Here is a 23,993-nt window from a genome sequence, read left to right on the forward strand (position 1 = left end):
CTCCCCACCCGCATCCGCGGGTGCGGGTGGGGGTGAATCTACTCCGGGAAGCGGGCGGCTACCAGGTCCCACACGGCGTCGGCGAGGCCCTCCTTGGGCCCGTGCGGCACGGCCGTCTCGCCGCCGTCCGCGGCCAGCACCACCGCTTCGTTCTCCTCCGAACCGAAGGTCCTGCGCTCCCCCACCTCGTTCACGACGAGGAGGTCACACCCCTTGCGGCGGAGCTTCTCGCGGCCATGGGCGAGCACGTCGTCGGTCTCCGCGGCGAACCCCACGACCACCTGACCGGGCGCGGCCCGTTCGGCGGAGAGCTCGGCGAGGATGTCCGGATTACGTACGAGTTCGATGACCGGATCCACCCGGTCGTCGCGCTTCTTGATCTTCCCGGTGGCGTACACGGCCGGCCGGAAGTCGGCGACGGCGGCGGCCATCACCACCACGTCCGCGTCGGCCGCCGCCTTCAGCACGGCCTCCCGCAGCTGGACCGCGGTCCCCACGTGGAGCACGTCGGCGCCCGCCGGGTCCGGCAGCCCGGTGTTCGCCTCGATCAGGGTGACCCTGGCCCCCCGGGCGACGGCCGTGCGCGCGAGGGCGTACCCCTGCTTGCCGGAGGAACGGTTGCCCAGGTAGCGGACCGGGTCGAGCGGCTCGCGGGTGCCTCCGGCGCTGACCACCACGTGGCGGCCGGCGAGATCGGGTGCCGCGACGCCCCGCGACAGCACCCGGCGGCAGATCTCGAAGATCTCGGCGGGGTCGGGGAGACGTCCCTTGCCGGTGTCGACGCCGGTGAGCCGGCCGACCGCGGGCTCGACGACCACGGCACCCCGGCGGCGCAGGGTGGCGACGTTCTCCCGGGTGGCGGGGTGCTCCCACATCTCGGTGTGCATCGCGGGCGCGAACACGACCGGACAGCGCGCCGTGAGCAGGGTATTGGTGAGCAGGTCGTCGGCGAGCCCGTGGGCGGCCTTGGCGAGCATGTCGGCGGTGGCCGGGGCGACCACGACGAGGTCGGCCCCCTGCCCGGTGCGTACGTGGGGGACCTCGTGGACGTCGTCCCAGACCTCGGTGGAGACCGGGTGCCCGGAGAGCGCGGACCAGGTGGCGGCGCCGACGAAGTGCAGCGATGCCTCGGTGGGCACCACGCGTACGTCGTGCCCGGACTCGGTGAGCCGGCGCAGCAGCTCGCACGCCTTGTACGCGGCGATGCCACCGCTGACCCCCAGAACGACCTTCGGTTTCTGCACTGCGTCTCCCCGCACTCGGCTCGGTGTCCTTCCATGCTGCCCCAGCACCGCCGCCCGCCGTCCGGCGGGCCGGGGTGGGTCCGTCCGGGGCGGGCGCCTGCCCCGGACACACCCCGGGCCCGGCGGATGTTTCCGCCGGGCCCGGGGTGAAGGTGCGTTTCTCCCGTCTGCGCGGGAGGTGTGGCTGCTTACTGCGCGGGGCCCTCGATGGCCTCGGAGGTCAGCAGGCCGGCGTTGATCTCGCGGAGCGCGATCGACAGCGGCTTCTCGTGGACGTGGGTGTCGACGAGCGGACCGACGTACTCGAGGAGGCCTTCACCGAGCTGCGAGTAGTACGCGTTGATCTGGCGCGCGCGCTTGGCGGCGTAGATCACGAGGCTGTACTTCGAGTCGGTGGCCTCAAGGAGCTCATCAATCGGCGGGTTGATGATGCCCTCGGGCGTGGTGATGGAAGAGGACACTCTCTGCCTTCCGAAGGGGGTGTAGATCAAAGAGATCTTTGATGCTGCGGCTGCCGACCGATGGTGATCCGTGCGGTGCGGCTGACACTCCGCGTCGGCCGTGAGGCCATTCGCGTCGGTTCGTCAGTCGCTCGTGGCACGGTGGTCGGAAGCCTGAAGCATCAAGGCTAGCAGCTCGCGCGCCACGTCCTCGACGGAGGTGTTGACGAGGGTGGTGTCGAACTCGGCCTCGGCGGCCAGTTCGACCCGGGCGGCGGCGAGCCTGCGCTCGATCACCTCGGGCGGTTCGGTGCCCCGGCCGGTGAGCCGGCGGACCAGCTCGTCCCAGCTCGGCGGGGCCAGGAAGACGAGCCGCGCGTCGGACATCGACTCGCGGACCAGCCGGGCACCCTGGAGGTCGATCTCCAGCAGCACCGGCTCCCCGTTCTCCAGCCGGTCGAGAACGGCCCGGCGGGGGGTGCCGTAGCGGTTGCCCGCGAACTCCGCCCATTCGAGCAGCTCGCCGTTGGCGATCAGCTTGTCGAACTCCTGGTCGTCCACGAAGAAGTAGTGGACGCCGTTGCTCTCGCCGGGTCGCGGCTTGCGGGTCGTCGCCGACACCGAGAGCCAGACTTCGGGGTGGACCTTGCGCATATGCGCGACGACCGTGCTCTTGCCGACCCCGGAGGGGCCGGAGAGCACGGTCAGCCGCGGACGTACGTCCGGGGGTACGGGGGACGTCCCCCGGGATGTTGCAGCCATGCAGCGATTATCCAGGTTCTCAGAGGTGCCTGAGAACGTCAGGCGGCCGAGCCGCCGAACTCTCGCTCCAAGGATGCGATCTGATTGGAGCCGAGACCCCGGACTCTGCGGCTCTCGGAGATCCCGAGCCGCTCCATGATCTGCTTGGCACGGACCTTGCCCACGCCCGGCAGGGACTCAAGGAGTGCGGAGACCTTCATCTTTCCGATGACGTCGTTCTCCCGACCCTGCTTGATGACCTCGTGGAGCGAGGCGCCGGAGTGCTTGAGTCGATTCTTTACCTCGGCCCGCTCCCGGCGAGCCGCGGCGGCCTTTTCGAGCGCGGCAGCGCGCTGTTCAGGGGTAAGGGGCGGAAGAGCCACGCCTACGTCACCTCGGATGTCGATCTGTCGGATACGGACCGGTGAGGAACCTTGTGCCCCACACCTGGCGAGCCACGAACAACAACCTGTGCTCGTTGGCTCTCGACGGAGACTAGCGGCCAACCGCTCCGGAGTCAGCGAGAACGAACGAAAAGTCCTGGTCAGCCTTGGCCGACTGGGACATTTACCGCATAAAGACCGGTATTTTGCTCAGGAATTCGTCAACGCGCTGTTATGTGTCGCATTCAACTATCCGTGAAGGGCCGTTCGGACCTCGTCGGCGAAGCGGTCGGCGGCCCCGCGCAGCGCCGTGACGTCCGGACCGTGACGCAGAACACCCCGGCTCACGCTCGGGACCACGTTGCCCACCGAAGAGCCGAACACGGCGGGCAGATCGGCCGGAGTGGCGCCCTGGGCGCCGATCCCAGGAGCGAGCAGCGGACCGTTGATCGCCAGATCCACGCCGGCGTCCCCGAGGGTCGCGCCGACCACCGCGCCGACCGAGCCCAGCGGTTCGGCCCCGGCGTTCTCGGCGGCCATGTGGTCGAGCATCAGCTGGGCGAGCGAGCGGCCGTCCGCAGCGGTGGAGCGCTGCACCTCGGCCCCCTCCGGGTTGGAGGTGAGCGCCAGCACGAAGACGCCCGCGCCGGAGACGGCGGCGGCGTCGAGCGCGGGGCGCAGCGATCCGAAGCCGAGGTAGGGCGAGACGGTGAGCGCGTCCGAGAACAGCGGCGAGTCCTTGTCCAGGTAGGTGGCCGCGTAGGCGCCCATGGTGGACCCGATGTCGCCGCGCTTGGCGTCCATCAGCACGAGCGCGCCGGCCGAGCGCGCCTCGGCGACGGCGGTCTCCAGCACGGCGACGCCGCGCGAACCGAAGCGCTCGAAGAACGCGGACTGCGGCTTGAGGACGGCGACCCGGTCGGCGAGCGCCTCGACCACCGTACGTGTGAAGCGCTCCAGGCCCGCGATGTCGTCGGACAGCCCCCAGGACGCGAGGAGCGAGGCGTGCGGATCGATGCCGACGCAGAGCGGTCCGCGGCTGTCCATGGCGTGGCGCAGCCGGGCGCCGAAGGGTTCGAGGGTCACTGTGAGGCCTTCCGGGTGGCGGCGCCGACGGCTTCGGCGAGGGTGGCGTACGGGGACGCGGCCAGCCGGGCGGCCAGCCCCTTGTGGATCGCGCGGGCGTAGAACGGACCCTCGTAGATGAAGGCGCTGTAGCCCTGGACGAGCGTGGCACCGGCCAGGATGCGCTGCCAGGCGTCCTCGGCGTTCTCGACGCCGCCGACGCCCACCAGGGTGATCCGGTCCCCCACGCGCTCGTAGAGCCGCCTCAGGACCTCCAGGGAGCGTGCCTTGAGCGGGGCGCCGGAGAGTCCGCCGGTCTCCCCGGTGAGGGAGGCGGGCGAGCGCAGGCCGAGGCCGTCGCGGGCGATGGTGGTGTTGGTGGCGATGACGCCGTCGAGGCCGAGTTCCACGGCGAGGTCGGCGACGGCGTCGACGTCCTCGTCCGCGAGGTCGGGGGCGATCTTGACCAGCAGCGGGACGCGGCGGTCGGTCACCGCGCGGTCGGCGGCCTCGCGCACGGCGGTCAGCAGTGGGCGGAGCGCCTCGGTGGCCTGGAGGTTGCGCAGACCGGGGGTGTTGGGCGAGGAGACGTTGACCACGAGGTAGTCGGCGTGCGCGGCGAGGCGCTCGGTGGACTTCACGTAGTCGGCGGCGGCCTCGGCCTCCGCCACCACCTTGGTCTTGCCGATGTTGACGCCGACGGTGGTGCGGAAGACGGGCGTGCGGGCAGCGAGGCGGGCGGCGACGGCGGCGGAACCCTCGTTGTTGAAGCCCATGCGGTTGATCAGGGCGCGGTCGGCAACGAGGCGGAAGAGCCGCTTCCTGGGGTTGCCGGGCTGAGGCTCTCCGGTGACGGTGCCGATCTCGACGTGGTCGAAGCCGAGCATCGCCATGCCGTCGATCGCGATCGCGTTCTTGTCGAAACCGGCGGCGAGCCCGAAGGGGCCGTGCATCCGCAAGCCGAGCGCCTCGGTGCGCAGGCTCGCGTACCGGGGGGCGAGCGCGGCGGCGACGAAGGTCCGCAGGACGGGGGTACGGGCGGCGAGACGAATCCACCGGAAGGCGAGGTAGTGGGCCTGCTCGGGGTCCATCCGCTTGAAGACCAGCTGGAAGAAGAACTTGTACATCAAAGGTGTCCTCACGAAGAGGGGGACACCGCTTCACCGGTGTCCCCCTTGCCTGGCCGGCTCCGGGACGCGGTCCCGGAGCCGGTCCGTACCCCGCCCTAGTCGCGGATCGCCGTCAGGTGCTCGGCGTGCTCCTGGAGGGACCGCACGCCGACGTCCCCGTGCTTGAGCGCGTCGATGCCCTGGACCGCGGCGGCGAGCGCCTGGACGGTCGTCAGGCACGGCACGGAGCGGGCCACCGCGGCGGTCCGGATCTCGTAGCCGTCGAGCCGGCCGCCGGTGCCGTACGGCGTGTTGACGATGAGGTCGACCTGGCCGTCGTGGATGAGCTGGACGATGGTCTTCTCGCCGTCCGGGCCCTCGCCCTCGGACTGCTTGCGCACGACGGTGGCGTTGATGCCGTTGCGCTTGAGGACCTCGGCGGTGCCGGAGGTCGCCATCAGCTCGAAGCCGTGGGCGACGAGTTCCCGGGCCGGGAAGATCATCGAGCGCTTGTCGCGGTTGGCCACCGAGATGAACGCGCGGCCCTTGACGGGCAGCGGGCCGTAGGCGCCGGCCTGGGACTTGGCGTAAGCCGTCCCGAAGGCCGAGTCGATGCCCATGACCTCGCCCGTCGAACGCATCTCCGGGCCGAGGACGGTGTCCACACCGCGGCCGTGGATGTCGCGGAAGCGCGACCACGGCATCACGGCTTCCTTGACGGAGATCGGCGCGTCGAGCGGCAGGGTACCGCCGTCGCCGTGGGCCGGCAGGAGGCCCTCGGCGCGCAGCTCGGCGATGGTCGCGCCCAGCGAGATGCGGGCGGCGGCCTTGGCGAGCGGGACGGCGGTCGCCTTCGAGGTGAAGGGGACGGTCCGGGAGGCACGGGGGTTGGCCTCCAGGACGTACAGGATGTCCCCGGAGAGCGCGAACTGGATGTTGATCAGCCCGCGGACGCCGACGCCCTTGGCGATGCCCTCGGTGGAGACCCGCAGGCGCTTGATGTCGTGGCCGCCGAGGGTGATCGGGGGCAGCGCGCAGGCGGAGTCGCCGGAGTGGATACCGGCCTCCTCGATGTGCTCCATGACGCCGCCGAGGTAGAGCTCGGTGCCGTCGTAGAGCGCGTCGACGTCGATCTCGATCGCGTCGTCGAGGAAGCGGTCGACCAGGACCGGCCGGGTGGGGCTGATCTCGGTGGACTCGGCGATGTACGAGGAGAGGCGGGTCTCGTCGTAGACGATCTCCATGCCGCGTCCGCCGAGGACGTACGACGGGCGCACCAGGACCGGGTAGCCGATCTCGTCGGCGATCGCCTTGGCCTCGTCGAAGGTGGTGGCGGTGCCGTGCTTGGGCGCGGGCAGACCGGCCTCGGCGAGCACCCGGCCGAAGGCGCCGCGGTCCTCGGCGGCGTGGATCGCCTCGGGGGACGTGCCGACGATGGGCACGCCGTTGTCCTTGAGCGCCTGCGACAGACCCAGCGGTGTCTGGCCGCCGAGCTGGACGATGACGCCCGCGACGGGACCGGCCAGCGTCTCCGCGTGGACGATCTCCAGGACGTCCTCCAGGGTGAGCGGCTCGAAGTAGAGCCGGTCGGAGGTGTCGTAGTCGGTGGAGACGGTCTCCGGATTGCAGTTGACCATCACGGTCTCGTAGCCGGCGTCGCTCAGCGCGAAGGAGGCATGGACGCAGGAGTAGTCGAACTCGATGCCCTGGCCGATGCGGTTCGGGCCCGAGCCGAGGATGATCACCGCGGGCTTGGTGCGGGGCGCGACCTCGCTCTCCTCGTCGTACGAGGAGTAGAAGTACGGCGTCTTCGCGGCGAACTCGGCGGCGCAGGTGTCGACCGTCTTGTAGACCGGGCGGATGCCCAGCGCGTGGCGGACCTCGCGGACCACGTCCTCGCCGAGGCCCCGGATCTCTGCGATCTGCGCGTCGGAGAAGCCGTGGCGCTTGGCCTCGGCGATCACGTCGGCGTCGAGGCGCTCGGCGGAGGCCAGCGCGTCGGCGATCTCCTTGATCAGGAAGAGCTGGTCGACGAACCACGGGTCGATCTTCGTCGCGTCGAAGACCTCCTCGGGGGTGGCACCGGCCCGGATCGCCTGCATGACGGTGTTGATGCGGCCGTCCGTGGGGCGGACCGCCTCGGCGAGCAGGGCGTCCTTGTCGCCGGGCTCCCCGGTGAAGGAGAACTGCGAGCCCTTCTTCTCCAGTGAGCGGAGCGCCTTCTGCAGTGCCTCGCTGAAGTTGCGGCCGATCGCCATGGCCTCGCCCACCGACTTCATGGTGGTGGTGAGGGTGGAGTCGGCGGAGGGGAACTTCTCGAAGGCGAAGCGAGGGGCCTTGACCACGACGTAGTCGAGCGAGGGCTCGAAGGAGGCCGGGGTCTTCTCGGTGATGTCGTTGGGGATCTCGTCCAGCGTGTAGCCGACGGCCAGCTTGGCGGCGATCTTGGCGATCGGGAAGCCGGTGGCCTTGGAGGCGAGCGCCGAGGAACGGGAGACGCGCGGGTTCATCTCGATGACGATGATCCGGCCGTCGGTGGGGTCGATGGCGAACTGGATGTTGCAGCCGCCGGTGTCGACGCCGACCTCGCGGATGATCGCGATACCGAGGTCGCGAAGGCGCTGGTACTCGCGGTCGGTGAGCGTCATCGACGGGGCGACGGTGATCGAATCGCCGGTGTGGACGCCCATCGGGTCGAAGTTCTCGATGGAGCAGACGACCACGACGTTGTCGTTCTTGTCGCGCATCAGCTCCAGCTCGTACTCCTTCCAGCCGAGGATGGACTCCTCCAGGAGCACCTCGGTGGTCGGCGAGAGCGTGAGGCCCTGTCCGGCGATGCGGCGCAGCTCCTCCTCGTCGTGGGCGAAGCCGGAGCCGGCACCGCCCATGGTGAAGGAGGGGCGGACGACCACGGGGTAGCCGCCGAGGGTCTCGACGCCCTGGATGACGTCGTCCATCGAGTGGCAGATGACCGAACGGGCGGACTCGCCGTGGCCGATCTTCTCGCGGACGGCTTCCACGACGCCCTTGAAGAGGTCGCGGTCCTCGCCCTTGTTGATCGCCTCGACGTTGGCGCCGATCAGCTCGACGCCGTACTTCTCCAGCACGCCGTTGTCGTGCATGGAGATGGCGGTGTTGAGCGCGGTCTGGCCGCCCAGCGTCGGCAGGAGGGCGTCGGGGCGCTCCTTGGCGATGATCTTCTCGACGAACTCGGGGGTGATCGGCTCGACGTAGGTGGCGTCGGCGATCTCCGGGTCGGTCATGATCGTGGCCGGGTTGGAGTTGACCAGGATGACGCGCAGGCCCTCGGCCTTGAGCACGCGGCACGCCTGGGTGCCGGAGTAGTCGAACTCGGCGGCCTGACCGATGACGATCGGGCCGGAGCCGATGACCAGGACGGACTGGATATCGGAGCGCTTAGGCACGCTGGCCCTCCATCAGGGTGACGAAACGGTCGAAGAGGTACGCGGCGTCGTGCGGGCCGGCGGCTGCCTCGGGGTGGTACTGGACGCTGAAGGCAGGCTGGTCGAGGAGGTGGAGCCCCTCGACGACCTGGTCGTTCAGGCAGACGTGGGAGACCTCGGCGCGGCCGAACTCGGTGTCCGAGACCTTGTCCAGGGGCGCGTCGACGGCGAAGCCGTGATTGTGCGCGGTGACCTCGACCTTGCCGGTCGTACGGTCCTGGACGGGCTGGTTGATGCCCCGGTGGCCGTACTTCAGCTTGTAGGTGCCGAAGCCGAGTGCGCGGCCGAGGATCTGGTTGCCGAAGCAGATGCCGAAGAGCGGCGTCCTGCGCTCCAGCACGGCGCGCATCAGTGCGACCGGGCCGTCGGCGGTGGCGGGGTCGCCGGGACCGTTGGAGAAGAACACACCGTCGGGGGCGACGGCGTAGACCTCCTCGACGGTCGCGGTGGCGGGGAGCACGTGGACCTCGATGCCGCGTTCGGCCATCCGGCGCGGGGTCATGCCCTTGATGCCGAGGTCGATCGCCGCGACGGTGAACTTCTTCTCGCCGACCGCGGGAACGGTGTAGGCCTCCTTGGTGGCGACCTCCTCGTACAGGCTGGCGCCCTTCATCTGCGGCTGCGCCTGGACGCGGGCGAGCAGCTCGGCGTCGGGGGCGAGTGCCTCGCCGGAGAAGACGCCGGAGCGCATCGCGCCGCGCTCGCGCAGGTGGCGGGTGAGGGCGCGGGTGTCGATGCCGGAGATGCCGACGACGCCCTGCCTGCTCAGCTCCTCGTCCAGGGAGCGGCGGGAGCGCCAGTTGGACGGGATGCGCGCGGGGTCGCGCACGACGTAGCCGGAGACCCAGATGCGGGCGGACTCGTCGTCCTCGTCGTTCCAGCCGGTGTTGCCGATCTGCGGCGCGGTGGCGACGACGATCTGGCGGTCGTACGAGGGGTCGGTCAGCGTCTCCTGGTAGCCGGTCATGCCGGTGGAGAAAACGGCCTCGCCGAAGGTCTCCCCCACGGCCCCGTAGGCGCGGCCGCGGAAGATGCGGCCGTCCTCCAGGACGAGTACGGCGGGAGCGTGTACGGCTCCCCGGGTGGAGATCGTCATCGTGCGGTGCCTTCCGTAGTGCTGGTGAGAGTGCTGGTGAATGAGGTGACCGTGTCGATCCAGGTCTGGTGCTCGGCCGCCCGGTCGGAGCGGAACCCGGAGTCGATCAGCTTGTCGCCGTGGGCCCAGGTGATGACCAGCAGGCCGCCCTCGGGGAGGACCTTGCCCGCGATCGCCCGTTCGTGCCGGGCCTCGCGCAGCGCCTCGGCCGGTACGAAGAACCCGTTCGCTCCGGGGCGTACGACGTCGAGGCCCTGCTCCGTGAGGGTGAGCTCGACCCGGCTGCGGGTACCGAGACCGTGCGCGACGATCCGGTCGAGCCACTGCCCTGCGGTGGTGGACCCGTGGTAGCGGCCCGTGAGCTCCAGCAGCGGGGGCGAGTTTGCGAATCCCGCGGGGGTGGCGGGGAGCTCCGGCAGGCCGGACTGGAGGCTGCCGCGCCATTTCCATCCCTGGCGCATCAGCCAGTAGACGAAGACGACGAAGACCAGTATTCCGACGACCCAGCTGATCCGGGCGGACCAGTCGGTCACGTCGGCCGACTTCTGCTCGGCGGCCAGCTGGTACAGGGGGATCAGTTTTGTCACGTGAGCTTCCCGTCGACGACCGTGGCACGGCCCCGCAGGAAGGTGTGGGTGACCCGTCCCGGCAGCTCGCGGCCCTCGTAGGGGGTGTTGCGGCTGCGGGACGCGAAGCCCGCGGGGTCCACGACACCACGGTATGCCGGATCGACGAGCACGAGGTTGGCGGGCTCACCGGCCGAGACGGGCCGGCCGTGTCCGTCGAGGCGGCCGATGGCCGCGGGGCGGAAGGACATGCGGTCGGCGACGCCCGCCCAGTCGAGCAGACCGGTCTCGACCATCGTCTGCTGGACCACGGAGAGCGCTGTCTCCAGGCCCACCATGCCCATCGCCGCGGCGGCCCACTCGCAGTCCTTGTCCTCGTGCGGGTGCGGGGCGTGGTCGGTGGCGACGCAGTCGATCGTGCCGTCGGCGAGCGCCTCGCGCAGGGCCATGACGTCGGCCTCGGTGCGCAGCGGCGGGTTCACCTTGTAGACGGGGTTGTACGAGCGCACCAGCTCGTCGGTGAGGAGCAGGTGGTGCGGGGTGACCTCGGCGGTGACGTTCCAGCCCTTGGACTTGGCCCAGCGGACGATCTCGACCGAGCCGGCGGTCGAGAGGTGGCAGATGTGCACCCGGGAGTCGACGTGGGCGGCGAGGAGTACGTCGCGGGCGATGATCGACTCCTCGGCGACGGCGGGCCAGCCGCCGAGGCCGAGCTCGGAGGAGACGGCGCCCTCGTTCATCTGGGCGCCCTCGGTGAGGCGCGGCTCCTGGGCGTGCTGGGCGACGACCCCGTCGAAGGCCTTCACGTACTCCAGGGCGCGGCGCATGATCACGGCGTCGTCGACGCACTTGCCGTCGTCGGAGAAGACCTTCACCCCGGCGGCCGAGTCGTGCATGGCGCCGAGCTCGGCGAGCTGCTTGCCCTCCAGGCCGACGGTGACGGCACCGATCGGCTGCACGTCGCAGTAGCCGGATTCCCTGCCGAGCCGCCAGACCTGCTCGACGACGCCGGCGGTGTCGGCGACGGGGAAGGTGTTGGCCATGGCGTGCACGGCGGTGAAGCCGCCGGCCGCCGCGGCCCTGGTGCCGGTCAGGACGGTCTCGGAGTCCTCGCGGCCGGGTTCGCGCAGGTGGGTGTGGAGGTCGACCAGGCCGGGCAGCAGGATCTGGCCCGCCGCCTCGACGACGGTGGCGTCCGCCGCGTCGATGCCGGTACCGGTCTCGGCGATGGTCTCGCCGTCGATCAGGACGTCCTGGACTTCGCCACCGAGGACCTTCGCCCCGCGGATAAGGATCTTGCTCATGATTACTTGTTCCCCTCGGGACGGGCGGTGGTGGCGGGCTCGGAGCCGCCGAGCAGGAGGTAGAGCACGGCCATGCGGACGGAGACGCCGTTGGCGACCTGCTCGACGGCGGTGCAGCGGTCGGAGTCGGCCACCTCGGCGGTGATCTCCATCCCGCGGTTCATCGGGCCGGGGTGCATGACGATGCTGTGCTCGGGCATCTTCGCCATGCGGTCGCCGTTCAGGCCGTAGCGCCGCGAGTACTCGCGCTCGGTGGGGAAGTACGCCGCGTTCATCCGCTCACGCTGCACACGCAGCATCATCACCGCGTCGGACTCCGGGAGCACCTCGTCCAGGCCGTAGCTGACGTCGCAGGGCCACTGCTCCACGCCGATCGGCAGCAGGGTCGGCGGGGCCACCAGGGTGACGTGGGCGCCGAGGGTGGTCAGCAGGTGGACGTTGGAGCGGGCCACCCGGCTGTGCAGGACGTCGCCGACGATGGTGATCCGGCGGCCGTCGAGATCACGGCCGAGCCCCTGGTCGGCCCCGACCAGCCTGCGGCGCATCGTGAAGGCGTCCAGCAGGGCCTGGGTGGGGTGCTCGTGGGTGCCGTCGCCCGCGTTGACCACCGCGCCGTCGATCCAGCCGGAGGTGGCGAGGCGGTACGGGGCGCCGGAGGAGTGGTGCCGGATGACGACGGCGTCGGCGCCCATCGCCTCCAGGGTCAGTGCGGTGTCCTTGAGGGACTCGCCCTTGGAGACGGACGAGCCCTTCGCGGAGAAGTTGATGACGTCGGCGGAGAGGCGCTTGGCGGCGGCCTCGAAGGAGATGCGGGTCCGCGTCGAGTCCTCGAAGAAGAGGTTGACGACGGTACGGCCGCGCAGGGTGGGAAGCTTCTTGATCGGCCGGTCGGCGACCCGGGCCATCTCCTCGGCGGTGTCGAGGATGAGGACGGCGTCGTCGCGGGTGAGGTCGGCGGCCGAGATGAGGTGGCGCTTCATCTGGGTGTGCTCCGGGGGTGGTGGAGGTGTCGGGCATGCGGGCGTGCTGCAGCGTCCGTACGGACCGGGTGACGGGCCGTACGGGGGTGCTCTGCGGTGGGGGTGCTAGTGCGGGAAGGGCACTAGAGCCCGCCTGCCGTGGCGGCCCGCCGGTCGCCGAGCAGCACGGCGTCGCGGCCGTCCTCCTCGGCGAGCTGGACCGTGACCGTCTCGCGGTGCGACGTCGGGAGGTTCTTGCCGACGTAGTCGGCGCGGATCGGGAGTTCGCGGTGGCCGCGGTCCACGAGGACCGCGAGCTGCACGGCGCGGGGCCTGCCGATGTCGCCGAGGGCGTCGAGGGCGGCGCGGATCGTGCGGCCGGAGAAGAGCACGTCGTCGACGAGGACGACGAGGCGCTCGTCGACGCCGTCACCGGGGATATCGGTACGTCCCAGGGCGCGCGCGGGGCGCATCCGGAGGTCGTCGCGGTGCATCGTGATGTCGAGCGATCCGACCGGAATCGCGCGGCCGGTGATCTCTTCGAGCTTCCCGGCCAGTCTGCGGGCCAGGTAGACGCCGCGGGTGGGGATTCCGAGGAGCACCACGTCGTCGGCGCCCTTGGCGCGTTCGACGATCTCGTGGGCGATCCTGGTCAGGGCCCGGGCGATGTCGGGGGCTTCCAGAACGGGCCGTGCCGCGTTGCCGGTGCCTTCGTGCTGTGCGTCCATTGAGAAACGGACCTCCTTCTCCGCCTCACGGGACGGATCTTAAAGGACGTCGGAAAACCTCGAAAATCTCGAAATTACGTCTTCCACGTTACCAGGGCCCCTCCGGGGCCCCCGACCCGGCCCCCGCAGGAGCCGCCGGGAACCTCCCGGCTTGACGCATCCAAGTAACGCTGCGTAACCTCACAGTGAGTCACCAGCCACGCGGCGGCGCCGCATCATGTTCGAGCGTCCGGGGAGCCTTATGTCCAGCGAATACGCAAAACAGCTCGGGGCCAAGCTCCGCGCCATCCGCACCCAGCAGGGCCTCTCCCTCCACGGCGTGGAGGAGAAGTCGCAGGGCCGTTGGAAGGCCGTCGTCGTCGGCTCGTACGAGCGCGGCGACCGTGCGGTGACCGTCCAGCGTCTTGCGGAGCTGGCGGACTTCTACGGCGTTCCCGTCCAGGAGCTGCTGCCGGGCACGACCCCCGGCGGCGCGGCCGAGCCGCCGCCGAAGCTCGTCCTGGACCTGGAGCGCCTCGCCCACGTGCCGCCGGAGAAGGCAGGACCGCTGCAGCGTTACGCCGCGACGATCCAGAGCCAGCGCGGCGACTACAACGGCAAGGTCCTCTCGATCCGCCAGGACGACCTGCGCACCCTCGCGGTGATCTACGACCAGTCGCCTTCCGTCCTGACGGAGCAGCTGATCAACTGGGGCGTGCTGGACGCGGACGCGCGCCGGGCCGTCACCCACGAAGAGGGCTGAGGCCCCACGGCGAGGCTCCGGGCCCCGCCCGCACGAACACCTCTCGACGCCGGGCCGGCGGGGAGGACCCGAGAGGGTCTCCCCGCCGGCCCGGCGTCGTTGTTCCTCCGCCCCGGACCGGGCGGGGTCCGGGCATGCCGAAGGCCCGCGGTCGGGATGACCACGGGCCTTCGTCGGCTGAACGCTCGGCGCCCCGGAGCTACTGCTCGCGGCGCAGGTTCGGCTTGAGGTCCTTGAAACGGGCCAGCATGCCGTTCACGAAGGACGGGGAGTCGTCCGTGGAGAACTCCTTGGCGAGCTGGACCGCCTCGTCGATGACGACGGCGTCCGGCGTCTCGTCCATCCAGATCAGCTCGTACGCGCCGAGCCGGATGATGCTGCGGTCGACGACCGGCATGCGGTCGATCTCCCAGTCCACGGCGTACGTGACGATGAGGTCGTCGATGCGGTCCGCGTAGCGCGCGTACCCCTCGACGAGCTCCATCGTGAATTCGCCGACGGGGGGCTGGCGGTCGTCGGTCCGCGAGTGCCGGACCCAGTCCGCGAGGACCGTCTGCACGGACTCGCCGCGCTGGTCGGCCTCGAAGAGGATCTGGAAGGCGCGCTTGCGGGCCTTGTTCCGGGCAGCCACGGTTAGCTGTTCACCCGGCCGAGGTAGTCGCCCGTACGGGTGTCGACCTTGATCTTCTCGCCGGTGGTGATGAAGAGCGGCACGCCGATCTCGTAACCGGTCTCCAGCGTGGCGGGCTTGGTGCCGCCGGTGGAGCGGTCGCCCTGCACGCCCGGGTCGGTGTGCTGGATGGTCAGCTCGACGGCGGCGGGCAGCTCCACGTAGAGCACCTCGCCCTCGTGCTGCGCCACCGAGGCGGTGAAGCCCTCGATGAGGAAGTTGGCGGTGTCGCCGACGGACTTGCGGTCGACCATGAGCTGGTCGTACGTGCTCATGTCCATGAAGACGAAGTAGTCGCCGTCCATGTACGAGAACTGCATGTCACGCCGGTCGATGGTGGCCGTTTCGACCTTCACGCCGGCGTTGAACGTCTTGTCGACGACCTTGCCGGAGAGCACGTTCTTGAGCTTGGTGCGCACGAAGGCCGGGCCCTTGCCGGGCTTGACGTGCTGGAACTCGACGACGGACCAGAGCTGGCCTCCGTCGAGCTTGAGCACCAGGCCGTTCTTGAGGTCGTTCGTGGAAGCCACGGTTGCGGAATCTCCTGGACTGAAAGCAGTGGACGGCCAAGAACGCGCGCTAGAGCGCGAGCAGCTCCTTGGTCGTAATGGTGAGTAGCTCGGGTCCGCCGTCCGCCTCGGGGCGCACGACGAGCGTGTCATCGATCCGGACACCGCCCCGGCCCGGGAGGTGGACCCCCGGTCCGACGGTGACCGGCACGCAAGCGTCCAGTTTACCCATGGCTGTCGGTGCCAGCTGCGGGTCCTCGTCGATTTCGAGTCCGACCCCGTGCCCGGTGCGCGGCATCAGCCCCTCGCCGTACCCCGCGGAGTCCAGCCGATGACGGGCCGCGTGGTCCACCTCACGGTAGGTGGCGTCCGGCAGCAGAGACTCCCGGCCACCGCGCTGAGCGGCGAAAACGAGGTCGTACAGCTCGATCTGCCAGTCGGCCGGGGCCGTGCCGATGACGAAGGTGCGGGCGATCTCGCAGCGGTATCCGCGGTAACTCGCGCCGAGGCAGACGCTGAGGAAATCGCCTTCCTCGACCCTCCGGTCGGTCGGCCGGTGGCGCCCCTGGCCGGAATTGGGCCCGGTGGCCACGGAGGTGGCGAAAGCGGGCCCCTCGGCGCCGTGGTCGACCAGCCGGCGCTCCAGTTCCAGGGAGAGGTGGCGTTCGGTGCGGCCGACGAGGATCGACTCCAGGAGCTCCCCCAGCGCCTGGTCGGTGATCTCCGCCGCGATGCGCAGGCAGGCGATCTCCTCCTCGTCCTTGACCACCCGCAGCTGCTCCACGGTGGTGCCGAGGTCGCCGAGACGGAGGCGGGGTGCGGCGGTGACCATGGCCCGGTGGCGGGCCACGGTGAGGTCGTGCTCCTCGACGGCGAGGCGCTCCGTTCCGTGTGCGGCGGCCATGTCCGCGGCGGCGACGGCCGCGTCCCCGCGCCCGCCGCTCAGCACCGACACCCGCAGCGACTCGTCCGTACGCCCGTGCGCCGGATCGCCGGCCGGGGGGCGGGGGCAGAGCAGGACGTCCTCGCCGGCGCCGAGCAGCAGGACGGCACCGGGAGGCGCCCCACCGGCGAGATAGCGGACGTTGGCGGGGCGGGAGACCAGGGCGGCGGCCGATCCGGCGGCGGCGCACCGGTCGCGGACCAGCCCGCGGCGGACGGCGTACACCTCTGACATGCCCCGAGCGTACGAGCCCATCCGCCGCCCCGCCCGTCAGCGCTGTCCGACCGGGGGCGGGCGGGAGCTCCGGGGTGCTCTACCAGGAGGGCGGGCTGGCGAGTGCGCGGGCGAGGACGTCGTCCAGGACCCGGGCGGTGGTCTCGACGTCGTACGTCGAATTGTCGATGATCGGCAGCCCGGAGCCGTACCACCCGGCCATCCGGCCGTGGATGCGGGCGACCTCCTCGTCGGAGAGGCGGCGGTTGCCGGTGCGGGCGGCGTTGCGCTCCAGGACGATCTCCAGGCCGGGCAGGAGGACCACGGGGAGCAGGCCGGGCCCGACGTGCCGCTTCCAGCCGCCGAGGCCGATGACGGGCCGGTCGGGGAAGACGGCGTCGTCCAGGATGCAGGAGATGCCGTTGGCGAGGAAGTTGCGGGCGGCGAAGCCGCAGGTGCGGCGGGCGAGGCGGTACTGGGCCTCGGACTGGTCGTTCCAGCCGGCCTGCGGGTCGGCGAACCCCGAGCGCACCCATTCGCGCACGTCGTCCAGGGAGACGTGTGCGGTGGGCACCCGGCGACGGGCCGCCCAGAGCTTGGCCACGGTGGTCTTGCCCGCGCCCGCCGGGCCGATCAGGAGGACGGCGAGGGTGGCGGCCCCGGTGCCGGGTTCGACGGGCTGCGCGGGCACCGGCACGAGGCCGCCCGGCGGCAGCCGGAAGTGGCCGGTGACCTCGCGGGAGCGAGACGCGGGCTGCTGGTCGGGGCCGGGCGCGGCCCATACCTGGGCCGGATGCGCCGGGGGCGCCTGGGGTATCGGGGGCGGCGGCGCGGGGCTGCCGGGGTGCGGGGCGTGGTGCGGGCCGTCGACGGGGCCGTGTCCGGGCCGGTGGGGAGGCGGCAACGGAGCCCCCACTGCGTGCTGCATCCGGTGCCACTCCGTCTCGTGCGGTCAACTGGCGCTGGTCGGACGGCTACCGTACCGCCCCGGGCGTTCACGGGGTGAACGGCCCGGGGCGGCGGCGAGTGCCCGGACGCGGGCGGCGTGCGGGTGGTGACGCCGGGTCAGTCCGTCAGCTCGTCGGCGAGCGCGCGCAGCGCCAGCCGGTAGGAGCCGATGCCGAATCCGGCGACGGTCCCGGTGGCGACCGGTGCGACCACGGAGTTGTGCCGGAACTCCTCGCGCGCGTACGGGTTGGAGATGTGCACCTCGATGAGGGGCGCGGTGCGCTGGGAGGCCGCGTCCCTCATGCCGTACGAGTAGTGGGTGAAGGCACCGGGGTTGATGACCACCGGGACCGAACCGTCCGCCGCCTCGTGGAGCCAGCGGATCATCTGGCCCTCGTCGTTGGTCTCGCGGACCTCGACGTCGAAGCCGAGCTCCTTGCCGAGCGCCTGGCAGGTCTCGACGAGCCCGGCGTACGAGGTGGCCCCGTAGACGTCGGGCTCCCGGGAACCCAGCCGGCCGAGGTTCGGGCCGTTCAGCACGAGTACTCTGCGGGTCACGCGGAGACCTCTCCGTAGGCGGCGAGCAGGATGGCCGGGTCCGGGCCTTCCAGGACGGTGGGCTTGCCCAGCGCGTCCAGGACGATGAAGCGCAGCAGGTCGCCGCGGGACTTCTTGTCGAGCTTCATGTTCTCCAGCAGCCGCGGCCACTGGTCACCGCGGTAGGTCAGCGGCAGGCCGACCGAGGCGAGGACGGTGCGGTGCCGGTCGGCGGTGGCGTCGTCGAGCCGTCCGGCGAGCCGGCCCAGTTCGGCGGCGAACACCAGGCCGATCGAGACGGCGGCGCCGTGACGCCACTTGTAGCGCTCGTTCTTCTCGATCGCGTGGCCCAGCGTGTGGCCGTAGTTGAGGATCTCGCGGAGTCCGGACTCCTTGAGGTCGCTGGAGACGACGTCGGCCTTGACCCGGATCGAGCGCTCGATCAGCTCCGCGGTGTGCGGTCCGGCGGGCGTACGGGCCCCCTCGGGGTCCCCTTCGACGAGGTCGAGGATCACCGGGTCGGCGATGAAGCCGGCCTTGATGATCTCGGCCATTCCGGAGACGTAGTCGTGGACCGGGAGCGAGTCGAGGGCGGCCAGGTCGCAGAGCACCCCGGCCGGCGGGTGGAAGGCACCGACGAGGTTCTTGCCCTCGGCGGTGTTGATGCCCGTCTTGCCGCCGACCGCCGCGTCGACCATGCCGAGGACCGTGGTGGGGACCGCGATCCAGCGCACCCCGCGCAGCCAGCTCGCCGCGACGAACCCGGCGACGTCGGTGGTGGCTCCGCCGCCGACCCCGACGATGACGTCGCTGCGGGTGAAGCCGGTCTGGCCGAGCGCCTTCCAGCAGTAGGCCGCGACCTCGACGGTCTTGGCCTCCTCGGCGTTCGGCAGCTGGATCGCGATGGCCTCGTACCCCTGGGAGGCGAGGTCCTCACGGACCGCCTCGCCGGTCTCGGCGAGTGCCTCGGGGTGCAGCACCGCGACGCGCTTGGCGCGGTCGCCGATGAGCCTCGGCAGCTCGCCGAGGAGCTGCCGGCCGACCAGCACTTCGTACGGGTCGCTGCCCGCGGTGCCGGCGACCTGGATGCGGGTGGGGGCCTGCTCGGTCATTGCTGCCTTCTCCCGGCCGGGCGTGGTGTCGCGTTCCGGCAGTTCCAGTGCGTCGAGGATCTCGCGGGCGATCTCCTCAGGGGTGCGGTCGTCGGTGGCGACGGTCACCCGCGCCACCTCTTCGTACAGGTGGCGGCGGAGTTCCATCATCTCGCGCCACTGCCGGCGCGGGTTGACGGCCAGCAGCGGCCGTGCGGTGCCCAGTCCGACGCGCTTGACCGCCTCTTCCACGTCCATGGAGAGGTAGACGACGGCGTGCCCGGCCAGCAGGGCGCGGGTGTCCGCGTCGAGCACCGCACCACCGCCGAGCGCGAGCACACCGGTGTGCGCGGCGACGGCCTCGCGCACGGCGTGCCGCTCCAGTTCACGGAAGCGCTCCTCGCCCTCGTCGAAGAAGATCTCCGAGATGGGCTTGCCCGCCGTCGCCACCACGTCGGCGTCGGTGTCGCGGTACGGGGCTCCGAGCAGCTCGGCGAGCAGCTCACCGATCGTGGACTTGCCGACCCCCATGGGACCGACGAGGACGACCAGCGGCGCGCTCATCGGATCTGGAGGTTGTCGAGGTACCCCCGCACGTTGCGGCGCGTCTCGGCGACGCTGTCCCCGCCGAACTTCTCCGCGACGGCGTCGGCGAGCACCAGGGCGACCATGGCCTCGGCGACGATCCCGGCGGCCGGCACGGCGCAGACGTCGGAGCGCTGGTGGTGGGCCTTGGCGGGCTCACCGGTCCCCACGTCGACGGTGGCGAGCGCGCGGGGCACGGTGGCGATCGGCTTCATCGCGGCGCGGACCCGCAGCAGCTCACCGGTGGTCAGGCCGCCCTCGGTGCCACCGGCGCGACCGGTGGCACGCTTGATGCCGCCCTCGGTGACCAGGATCTCGTCGTGGGCCTGGGAGCCGGGCACCCGGGCGAGATCGAAGCCGTCGCCGACCTCCACGCCCTTGATCGCCTGGATGCCCATGAGGGCGGAGGCGAGCCGGGCGTCGAGGCGCCGGTCCCAGTGCACGTGCGAACCGAGCCCGACCGGCACACCGTACGCGAGCACCTCGACGACTCCGCCGAGGGTGTCGCCGTCCTTGTGGGCCTGGTCGATCTCGGCGACCATCGCCTTCGACGCGTCGGCGTCGAGGCAGCGGACCGGGTCGGCGTCGAGCGCGGGCACGTCGGCCGGGGTCGGCAGCACGCCGTACGGCGCCTTGGCGGCGGCCAGTTCGACGACGTGGCTGACGATCTCGATGCCCGCGGTCTCCTTGAGGTAGGAGCGGGCGACGGCGCCGAGCGCCACACGGGCGGCGGTCTCCCGGGCGCTGGCGCGCTCCAGGATCGGCCGGGCCTCGTCGAAGCCGTACTTCTGCATGCCCGCCAGATCGGCGTGGCCGGGCCGGGGGCGCGTCAGCGGGGCGTTGCGGGCCAGCGCGGCCAGCTCCTCCTCGGGGACCGGGTCCGCGGACATGACCTGCTCCCACTTGGGCCACTCGGTGTTGCCGACCATGACGGCGACCGGGGACCCCATGGTGAGGCCGTGGCGTACGCCGCCGAGGAAGGTGACCTCGTCCTGCTCGAACTTCATCCGGGCACCGCGGCCGTAACCGAGCCGCCGCCGGGCGAGGGCGTCGGCCACCATCTCCGTGGTGACCGGGACGCCGGCGGGAAGACCCTCCAGCGTCGCCACGAGTGCGGGGCCGTGCGACTCCCCTGCGGTCAGCCAGCGCAACCTGCTCAACGGTGCTCCTCATGCTCGCGCGCAAACTGCGACGGCGCGGCCGGGTGCGCGGCCCTGGCCCGCCGCCCCCGATACTCCCACGACCTGAGGGGGCGGACGGCCCCCGGTCCAGCAGACGGACGCTCCACGCGCGTCCGCGCCGGTGGGGCCGGGCCCGGTGGACCGAGCCCGACGGCCGGGGCCGGCGGCCCGTCAGCGTGCCGCCAGCGCGGCCTCTCCGGCCGTACGCATGGCGGCCGGCGGTACCGGGGAGCGGCCCGTCATCTGCTCGACCTGGAGGACCGCCTGGTGGACCAGCAGGTCGAGACCGCCGACCACGGCCCCGCCCCGGTCCGCCCAGGCGGCGGCGAGGGCGGTGGGCCAGGGCTCGTACAGCACGTCGAAGAGGGTGCCGGGGGCCTCGGGGACGGCCGCGGCGAGGGTGTCCGTGGTGCCGGCGGGGGTGGTCGCGACGACGAGCGGGGCGGCGAATGCCTCCGCGGCCTCGGCCCAGTCGGCGATCCGGACGTCCACACCGAGGCGTTCGCCCCAGCCGCGCATCTCGTCGGCCCGCGCGCGGCTGCGTACGTAGGTGGTGACCGGTCCCGCGCAGATCTGGGAGAGCGCGGCGAGCGCGGAGGACGCGGTCGCACCCGCCCCGAGGACGGCGGCGGACTCCACCTTCTCGACGCCGCGCTCGCGCAGGGCCGCGACCATGCCGGGGATGTCGGTGTTGTCCCCGACCCGCCGGCCCTCCTCGGTGAACACGACCGTGTTGACCGCCTCGACCGAGGCAGCGGTGTCGCTGATCCCGTCGAGCAGCGGGACGACCGCCCGCTTGAGCGGCATGGTCAGCGACAGCCCGGCCCAGGTGCCGTCCAGGCCCCCGAAGAACTCCGGGAGCCCCGCCTCGTCCACGTCGAACCGGTCGTACGACCAGTTCGCGAGGCCGAGCTCCGCGTACGCGGCCCGGTGCAGGACCGGCGAGAGCGAGTGGGCGATCGGGGAGCCGAGGACCGCGGCGCGGCGGGGTCCCTCATTGGAGGCCATGGAGTTCCTTGAACTTCTTGTTGAGCTCTTCGTGCTCCTCCACCGTCTTGGTGAAGTCGGTCTTCTTCCCGTCGAGCGAGATGAAGAACATCCACCCGTCGGCGGTCGGGTTGAGGGTCGCGCTGATCGCCTCGTCCCCCGGGTTGCCGATCGGGCCCGGCGGCAGACCGGTGTGGTAATAGGTGTTGTAGAGGTCCGGGTTGGTGCGGATCTCGTTCGACCTGATCTTGATCTCGCTCTGGTTCTTCAGGTAGTTGAAGGCAGAGTCGAACTCGAGCTTGCGGTTGGTGATCGTGTTGTCCGGCTGGAGGCGGTTGTACACCACCTCGGCCATCTTGCGGAAGTCGTCGTGGGAGATGCCCTCGGCCTGGACCAGGCTGGCGACGGTCAGTACCTGCCACGGGCCGTCCAGGTCGTACTTCTTCGCCGCGCCCGCGAGGTCGAGCTTGCTGTACTCCTCGTCGGCGCGCTCGACCATCCGCTTCAGGGCGTCCTCGGGCTTGGAGCCCTTGGCGACCGGATAGGCGGCGGGGAAGAGGAAACCCTCCAGCGGGTCCTTGAGATCCGAGTGGTGCATCGCCCAGTCCGGCAGACCGAGGTCGGCCACCTTGGCCTGCGCGACCTTCTTGGTGGTGCCGTCGGCCAGGCCGATCCGCTTGTCGATCATTTCGTAGATCTTGACGTTGCGGGTGCCCTCGGGGATCACCAGCGCGTTCTGGCTCTTCGGGTCGAGCATCATCTTGACCGCGTTGGCCGCCGACATCTCCTTGTTGAGGAGGTAGACGCCCGCCTGGATCGAGTTGCCCTTGGGGTTGGAGCTCTGCGCGGAGACGAAGGCGTCGACCGACTTGATGACGCCCTGCTTCTTCAGCTTGTTGGCGATGTCGTAGCCGAGCGCGTTCTTGGGGATCTCGACCTCGACCTGCGGGCCGGTGCCCATCCCCTGGTAGTCCTCGGGAGCGCCGAACTGCTGCTTCCAGTAGGAGTACCCGAAGTAGGACACACCACCGAGGCCGCCGACGAGAACCAGTGACACGACGAGGCAGGCGCAGCCGTTGCGGCTCTTCTTCTTGCTCTTGCTCCGTCCGCCGCGGCGGCCGGAGCGCGGGTCGTCGTCGTACTCGGAGTCCGCGCCGTCGTCCGGGTCGGAGTCCCGGTCCGGGTCCTCGGAGCCGTTCTTGCCGCGGCTGCCGCGCCCGCGCCGCTCCTCCGAGGTGTCGGCGCCGGTGAAGAAGGGATGCGTCTCCTCGACCGGTTCGTCCGGGTCCCAGTCCGTCTGTGCCTGCGACTGCGGCTCGGGTTCCGGCGCGGTGCGGCGGCCGGGCGGCTGCGGCGGCGGGAACGCCTCCGCGGTGGCGTACTGGTCGCCGGGGGCGCCGTAGTTCTCCCCCGGGTAGCCGTACGGGTCGTGCGGCTGGGCACCGTACGGCATGGCGGGCTGCGGCCCGGTGTCCCAGCCCTGGTCGTAGCCGGGCTGCTGAGGGTCGTACGGCTGTTGCTGGTGCCCGTACGGCTGCTGCTCATAGGGCTGCTGCTGCCCGTACGGCTGCTGCTGCTCGTAACCGCCGCCCTGAGGCTGCTGGTACGGCTGTTGTTCTTGTTGCTGCTGATGTCCGTAGGGGTCCTGGGGATTGCCGTAACCCTGCTGGGGGTATGCCTGCTGCTGGGTGTACGGGTCCTGGGGATCGCCGTAGCCCTGTTGCTGCTGGGCGTACGGGTCCTGCGGATAGGGCTGCTGCTGGTGCTGCGGGGCGTAGGGGTCCTGCGGATGGCCGCCGTAGGAGTTCTGGCCCTGTGAGGCTTCCTGGGCCGCCCAGCCTTGGTCCCCCTGGAGGGGATCCTCGGGATGCCACGGTTCGGGGCCTGCGCCCCGGCCATACTCAGTCATCGATCCCCTAGAGCCGCGAGACGCGCCTTCCGTCTCTTCGCTTCGCCGTGCGGGCTGTTCGAACACCGCAGCATCGCGCGGAACGTTACCGTATCGCGATCACAGCACTACCTCGACGCCCTCGCCAGGTGCATGCCCTGACGCCCGTTCGGACTCCAGTGCGTTCTGCAGGATCACCACGGCGGCGGCCTGGTCGATGACGGACCGCCCCTTCTTGGACCGGACGCCCGAGGCGCGCAGGCCCTGGCTCGCCGTCACCGTGCTCATCCGCTCGTCCACCAGCCGCACCGGCAGCGGGTGGACCGCGCGGGCGAACACCTGGGCGAAGGCGCGGATCTTCGCCGCTGCGGGGCCTTCACCGCCGTTCAGGGACCGGGGCAGGCCGATGACGACCTCGATCGGCTCGTACTCCTCGACGATCTGGCCGAGCCGCCGGTGGGCGGCCGGGACGTCACGTCCCGGCACGGTCTCCACCGGCGTCGCCAGGATGCCGTCGGGGTCGCACGAGGCGACCCCGATCCGGGCGTCCCCGACGTCGATCGCGAGCCTGCGTCCGCGACGCATCGGGGCACTCTCCTC

General features: G+C 71.1%; 23 protein-coding genes. 1 reads left to right on the forward strand and 22 read right to left on the reverse strand.

The window, feature by feature from the left end; genetic code table 11:
* Window positions 1-38: 38 nt before the first annotated feature.
* The 12 genes from coaBC to pyrR form a co-directional block, all read right to left on the reverse strand.
* On the reverse strand, window positions 39-1,244 hold the full coding sequence (gene coaBC, locus ACFYPN_RS14075; RefSeq protein ID WP_389298305.1) for a bifunctional phosphopantothenoylcysteine decarboxylase/phosphopantothenate--cysteine ligase CoaBC: 1,206 nt from the start codon (window positions 1,242-1,244) through the stop codon (window positions 39-41).
* Window positions 1,245-1,432: 188 nt separating this feature from the next.
* Window positions 1,433-1,705 (reverse strand): DNA-directed RNA polymerase subunit omega, encoded by a 273-nt coding sequence (gene rpoZ, locus ACFYPN_RS14080; RefSeq protein WP_003970369.1) that lies wholly within the window; start codon window positions 1,703-1,705, stop codon window positions 1,433-1,435.
* Window positions 1,706-1,828: 123 nt separating this feature from the next.
* Window positions 1,829-2,446, reverse strand: coding sequence for a guanylate kinase (gene gmk / locus ACFYPN_RS14085; protein WP_327174682.1), 618 nt, complete (start codon window positions 2,444-2,446; stop codon window positions 1,829-1,831).
* A 38-nt stretch (window positions 2,447-2,484) separates the two neighbouring features.
* Window positions 2,485-2,808, reverse strand: a complete 324-nt coding sequence (locus tag ACFYPN_RS14090) for an integration host factor (RefSeq protein WP_266702292.1) — start codon at window positions 2,806-2,808, stop codon at window positions 2,485-2,487.
* A gap of 249 nt (window positions 2,809-3,057) precedes the next feature.
* Window positions 3,058-3,894 (reverse strand): orotidine-5'-phosphate decarboxylase, encoded by an 837-nt coding sequence (gene pyrF / locus ACFYPN_RS14095; protein WP_389298307.1) that lies wholly within the window; start codon window positions 3,892-3,894, stop codon window positions 3,058-3,060.
* Window positions 3,891-5,000: a quinone-dependent dihydroorotate dehydrogenase gene (locus ACFYPN_RS14100; RefSeq protein WP_358764417.1), complete on the reverse strand. Its 1,110-nt coding sequence runs from the start codon at window positions 4,998-5,000 to the stop codon at window positions 3,891-3,893. The genes pyrF and ACFYPN_RS14100 overlap by 4 nt, the downstream gene beginning before the upstream one ends.
* Window positions 5,001-5,098: 98 nt before the next feature.
* Window positions 5,099-8,407, reverse strand: coding sequence for a carbamoyl-phosphate synthase large subunit (gene carB, locus ACFYPN_RS14105; RefSeq protein ID WP_358764419.1), 3,309 nt, complete (start codon window positions 8,405-8,407; stop codon window positions 5,099-5,101).
* On the reverse strand, window positions 8,400-9,542 hold the full coding sequence (gene carA, locus ACFYPN_RS14110) for a glutamine-hydrolyzing carbamoyl-phosphate synthase small subunit (protein ID WP_358764421.1): 1,143 nt from the start codon (window positions 9,540-9,542) through the stop codon (window positions 8,400-8,402). The genes carB and carA overlap by 8 nt, the downstream gene beginning before the upstream one ends.
* The gene (locus ACFYPN_RS14115) at window positions 9,539-10,129 is read right to left on the reverse strand and encodes a hypothetical protein (protein WP_389298310.1); all 591 of its coding nucleotides are present in this window, start codon (window positions 10,127-10,129) and stop codon (window positions 9,539-9,541) included. The genes carA and ACFYPN_RS14115 overlap by 4 nt, the downstream gene beginning before the upstream one ends.
* Entirely contained in the window at window positions 10,126-11,412 is a 1,287-nt protein-coding gene (locus ACFYPN_RS14120) for a dihydroorotase (RefSeq protein WP_389298312.1), read from the reverse strand. Before ACFYPN_RS14120 ends, ACFYPN_RS14115 begins: the two co-directional genes overlap by 4 nt.
* A gap of 2 nt (window positions 11,413-11,414) precedes the next feature.
* Entirely contained in the window at window positions 11,415-12,392 is a 978-nt protein-coding gene (locus tag ACFYPN_RS14125) for an aspartate carbamoyltransferase catalytic subunit (RefSeq protein ID WP_358764427.1), read from the reverse strand.
* Window positions 12,393-12,514: 122 nt separating this feature from the next.
* Window positions 12,515-13,099, reverse strand: a complete 585-nt coding sequence (gene pyrR, locus ACFYPN_RS14130) for a bifunctional pyr operon transcriptional regulator/uracil phosphoribosyltransferase PyrR (protein WP_358764429.1) — start codon at window positions 13,097-13,099, stop codon at window positions 12,515-12,517.
* A gap of 241 nt (window positions 13,100-13,340) precedes the next feature.
* Between pyrR and bldD the strand changes: the two genes are divergently transcribed.
* Entirely contained in the window at window positions 13,341-13,841 is a 501-nt protein-coding gene (gene bldD / locus ACFYPN_RS14135; RefSeq protein ID WP_327174691.1) for a transcriptional regulator BldD, read from the forward strand.
* A 199-nt stretch (window positions 13,842-14,040) separates the two neighbouring features.
* On the opposite strand, the gene nusB is transcribed toward bldD, so the two are convergent.
* The 10 genes from nusB to ruvX form a co-directional block, all read right to left on the reverse strand.
* The gene (nusB, locus tag ACFYPN_RS14140) at window positions 14,041-14,472 is read right to left on the reverse strand and encodes a transcription antitermination factor NusB (protein ID WP_358764430.1); all 432 of its coding nucleotides are present in this window, start codon (window positions 14,470-14,472) and stop codon (window positions 14,041-14,043) included.
* Between the two features lie 2 nt (window positions 14,473-14,474).
* Complete coding sequence (gene efp / locus ACFYPN_RS14145; protein ID WP_266702314.1) at window positions 14,475-15,041, reverse strand: elongation factor P; 567 nt, start codon at window positions 15,039-15,041, stop codon at window positions 14,475-14,477.
* A 49-nt stretch (window positions 15,042-15,090) separates the two neighbouring features.
* On the reverse strand, window positions 15,091-16,197 hold the full coding sequence (locus ACFYPN_RS14150; RefSeq protein WP_358764432.1) for a M24 family metallopeptidase: 1,107 nt from the start codon (window positions 16,195-16,197) through the stop codon (window positions 15,091-15,093).
* A 79-nt stretch (window positions 16,198-16,276) separates the two neighbouring features.
* Window positions 16,277-17,104, reverse strand: a complete 828-nt coding sequence (locus ACFYPN_RS14155; protein ID WP_389298316.1) for a Pro-rich N-terminal domain-containing protein — start codon at window positions 17,102-17,104, stop codon at window positions 16,277-16,279.
* Between the two features lie 137 nt (window positions 17,105-17,241).
* Window positions 17,242-17,682: a type II 3-dehydroquinate dehydratase gene (gene aroQ / locus ACFYPN_RS14160; RefSeq protein WP_358764436.1), complete on the reverse strand. Its 441-nt coding sequence runs from the start codon at window positions 17,680-17,682 to the stop codon at window positions 17,242-17,244.
* Window positions 17,679-19,316, reverse strand: coding sequence for a 3-dehydroquinate synthase (aroB, locus tag ACFYPN_RS14165; RefSeq protein WP_389298318.1), 1,638 nt, complete (start codon window positions 19,314-19,316; stop codon window positions 17,679-17,681). Before aroB ends, aroQ begins: the two co-directional genes overlap by 4 nt.
* Complete coding sequence (gene aroC / locus ACFYPN_RS14170; RefSeq protein ID WP_389298319.1) at window positions 19,313-20,497, reverse strand: chorismate synthase; 1,185 nt, start codon at window positions 20,495-20,497, stop codon at window positions 19,313-19,315. The genes aroB and aroC overlap by 4 nt, the downstream gene beginning before the upstream one ends.
* Before the next feature lie 192 nt (window positions 20,498-20,689).
* Complete coding sequence (locus ACFYPN_RS14175) at window positions 20,690-21,526, reverse strand: shikimate dehydrogenase (protein WP_389298320.1); 837 nt, start codon at window positions 21,524-21,526, stop codon at window positions 20,690-20,692.
* Window positions 21,513-23,414 carry an endolytic transglycosylase MltG gene (gene mltG, locus ACFYPN_RS14180; protein WP_389298322.1) on the reverse strand — a complete coding sequence of 634 codons (1,902 nt, stop codon included), beginning with the start codon at window positions 23,412-23,414 and terminating at the stop codon, window positions 21,513-21,515. Before mltG ends, ACFYPN_RS14175 begins: the two co-directional genes overlap by 14 nt.
* A gap of 99 nt (window positions 23,415-23,513) precedes the next feature.
* Entirely contained in the window at window positions 23,514-23,978 is a 465-nt protein-coding gene (gene ruvX, locus ACFYPN_RS14185; RefSeq protein ID WP_358764463.1) for a Holliday junction resolvase RuvX, read from the reverse strand.
* Window positions 23,979-23,993: the final 15 nt, after the last annotated feature.

The organism is Streptomyces sp. NPDC005576, assembly GCF_042871745.1.
Taxonomy (GTDB): Bacteria; Actinomycetota; Actinomycetes; order Streptomycetales; family Streptomycetaceae; genus Streptomyces.

Bases quoted from the DNA above. Each gene is read 5' to 3' on its own strand.
- gmk (WP_327174682.1), bottom strand. From the start codon at position 2,446: ATGGCTGCAACATCCCGGGGGACGTCCCCCGTACCCCCGGACGTACGT.
- ACFYPN_RS14100 (WP_358764417.1), bottom strand. From the start codon at position 5,000: ATGTACAAGTTCTTCTTCCAGCTGGTCTTCAAGCGGATGGACCCCGAG.
- carA (WP_358764421.1), bottom strand. From the start codon at position 9,542: ATGACGATCTCCACCCGGGGAGCCGTACACGCTCCCGCCGTACTCGTC.
- ACFYPN_RS14120 (WP_389298312.1), bottom strand. From the start codon at position 11,412: ATGAGCAAGATCCTTATCCGCGGGGCGAAGGTCCTCGGTGGCGAAGTC.
- ACFYPN_RS14125 (WP_358764427.1), bottom strand. From the start codon at position 12,392: ATGAAGCGCCACCTCATCTCGGCCGCCGACCTCACCCGCGACGACGCC.
- pyrR (WP_358764429.1), bottom strand. From the start codon at position 13,099: ATGGACGCACAGCACGAAGGCACCGGCAACGCGGCACGGCCCGTTCTG.
- bldD (WP_327174691.1), top strand. From the start codon at position 13,341: ATGTCCAGCGAATACGCAAAACAGCTCGGGGCCAAGCTCCGCGCCATC.
- ACFYPN_RS14150 (WP_358764432.1), bottom strand. From the start codon at position 16,197: ATGTCAGAGGTGTACGCCGTCCGCCGCGGGCTGGTCCGCGACCGGTGC.
- ACFYPN_RS14155 (WP_389298316.1), bottom strand. From the start codon at position 17,104: ATGCAGCACGCAGTGGGGGCTCCGTTGCCGCCTCCCCACCGGCCCGGA.
- aroB (WP_389298318.1), bottom strand. From the start codon at position 19,316: ATGAGCGCGCCGCTGGTCGTCCTCGTCGGTCCCATGGGGGTCGGCAAG.
- ACFYPN_RS14175 (WP_389298320.1), bottom strand. From the start codon at position 21,526: ATGGCCTCCAATGAGGGACCCCGCCGCGCCGCGGTCCTCGGCTCCCCG.
- mltG (WP_389298322.1), bottom strand. From the start codon at position 23,414: ATGACTGAGTATGGCCGGGGCGCAGGCCCCGAACCGTGGCATCCCGAG.
- ruvX (WP_358764463.1), bottom strand. From the start codon at position 23,978: ATGCGTCGCGGACGCAGGCTCGCGATCGACGTCGGGGACGCCCGGATC.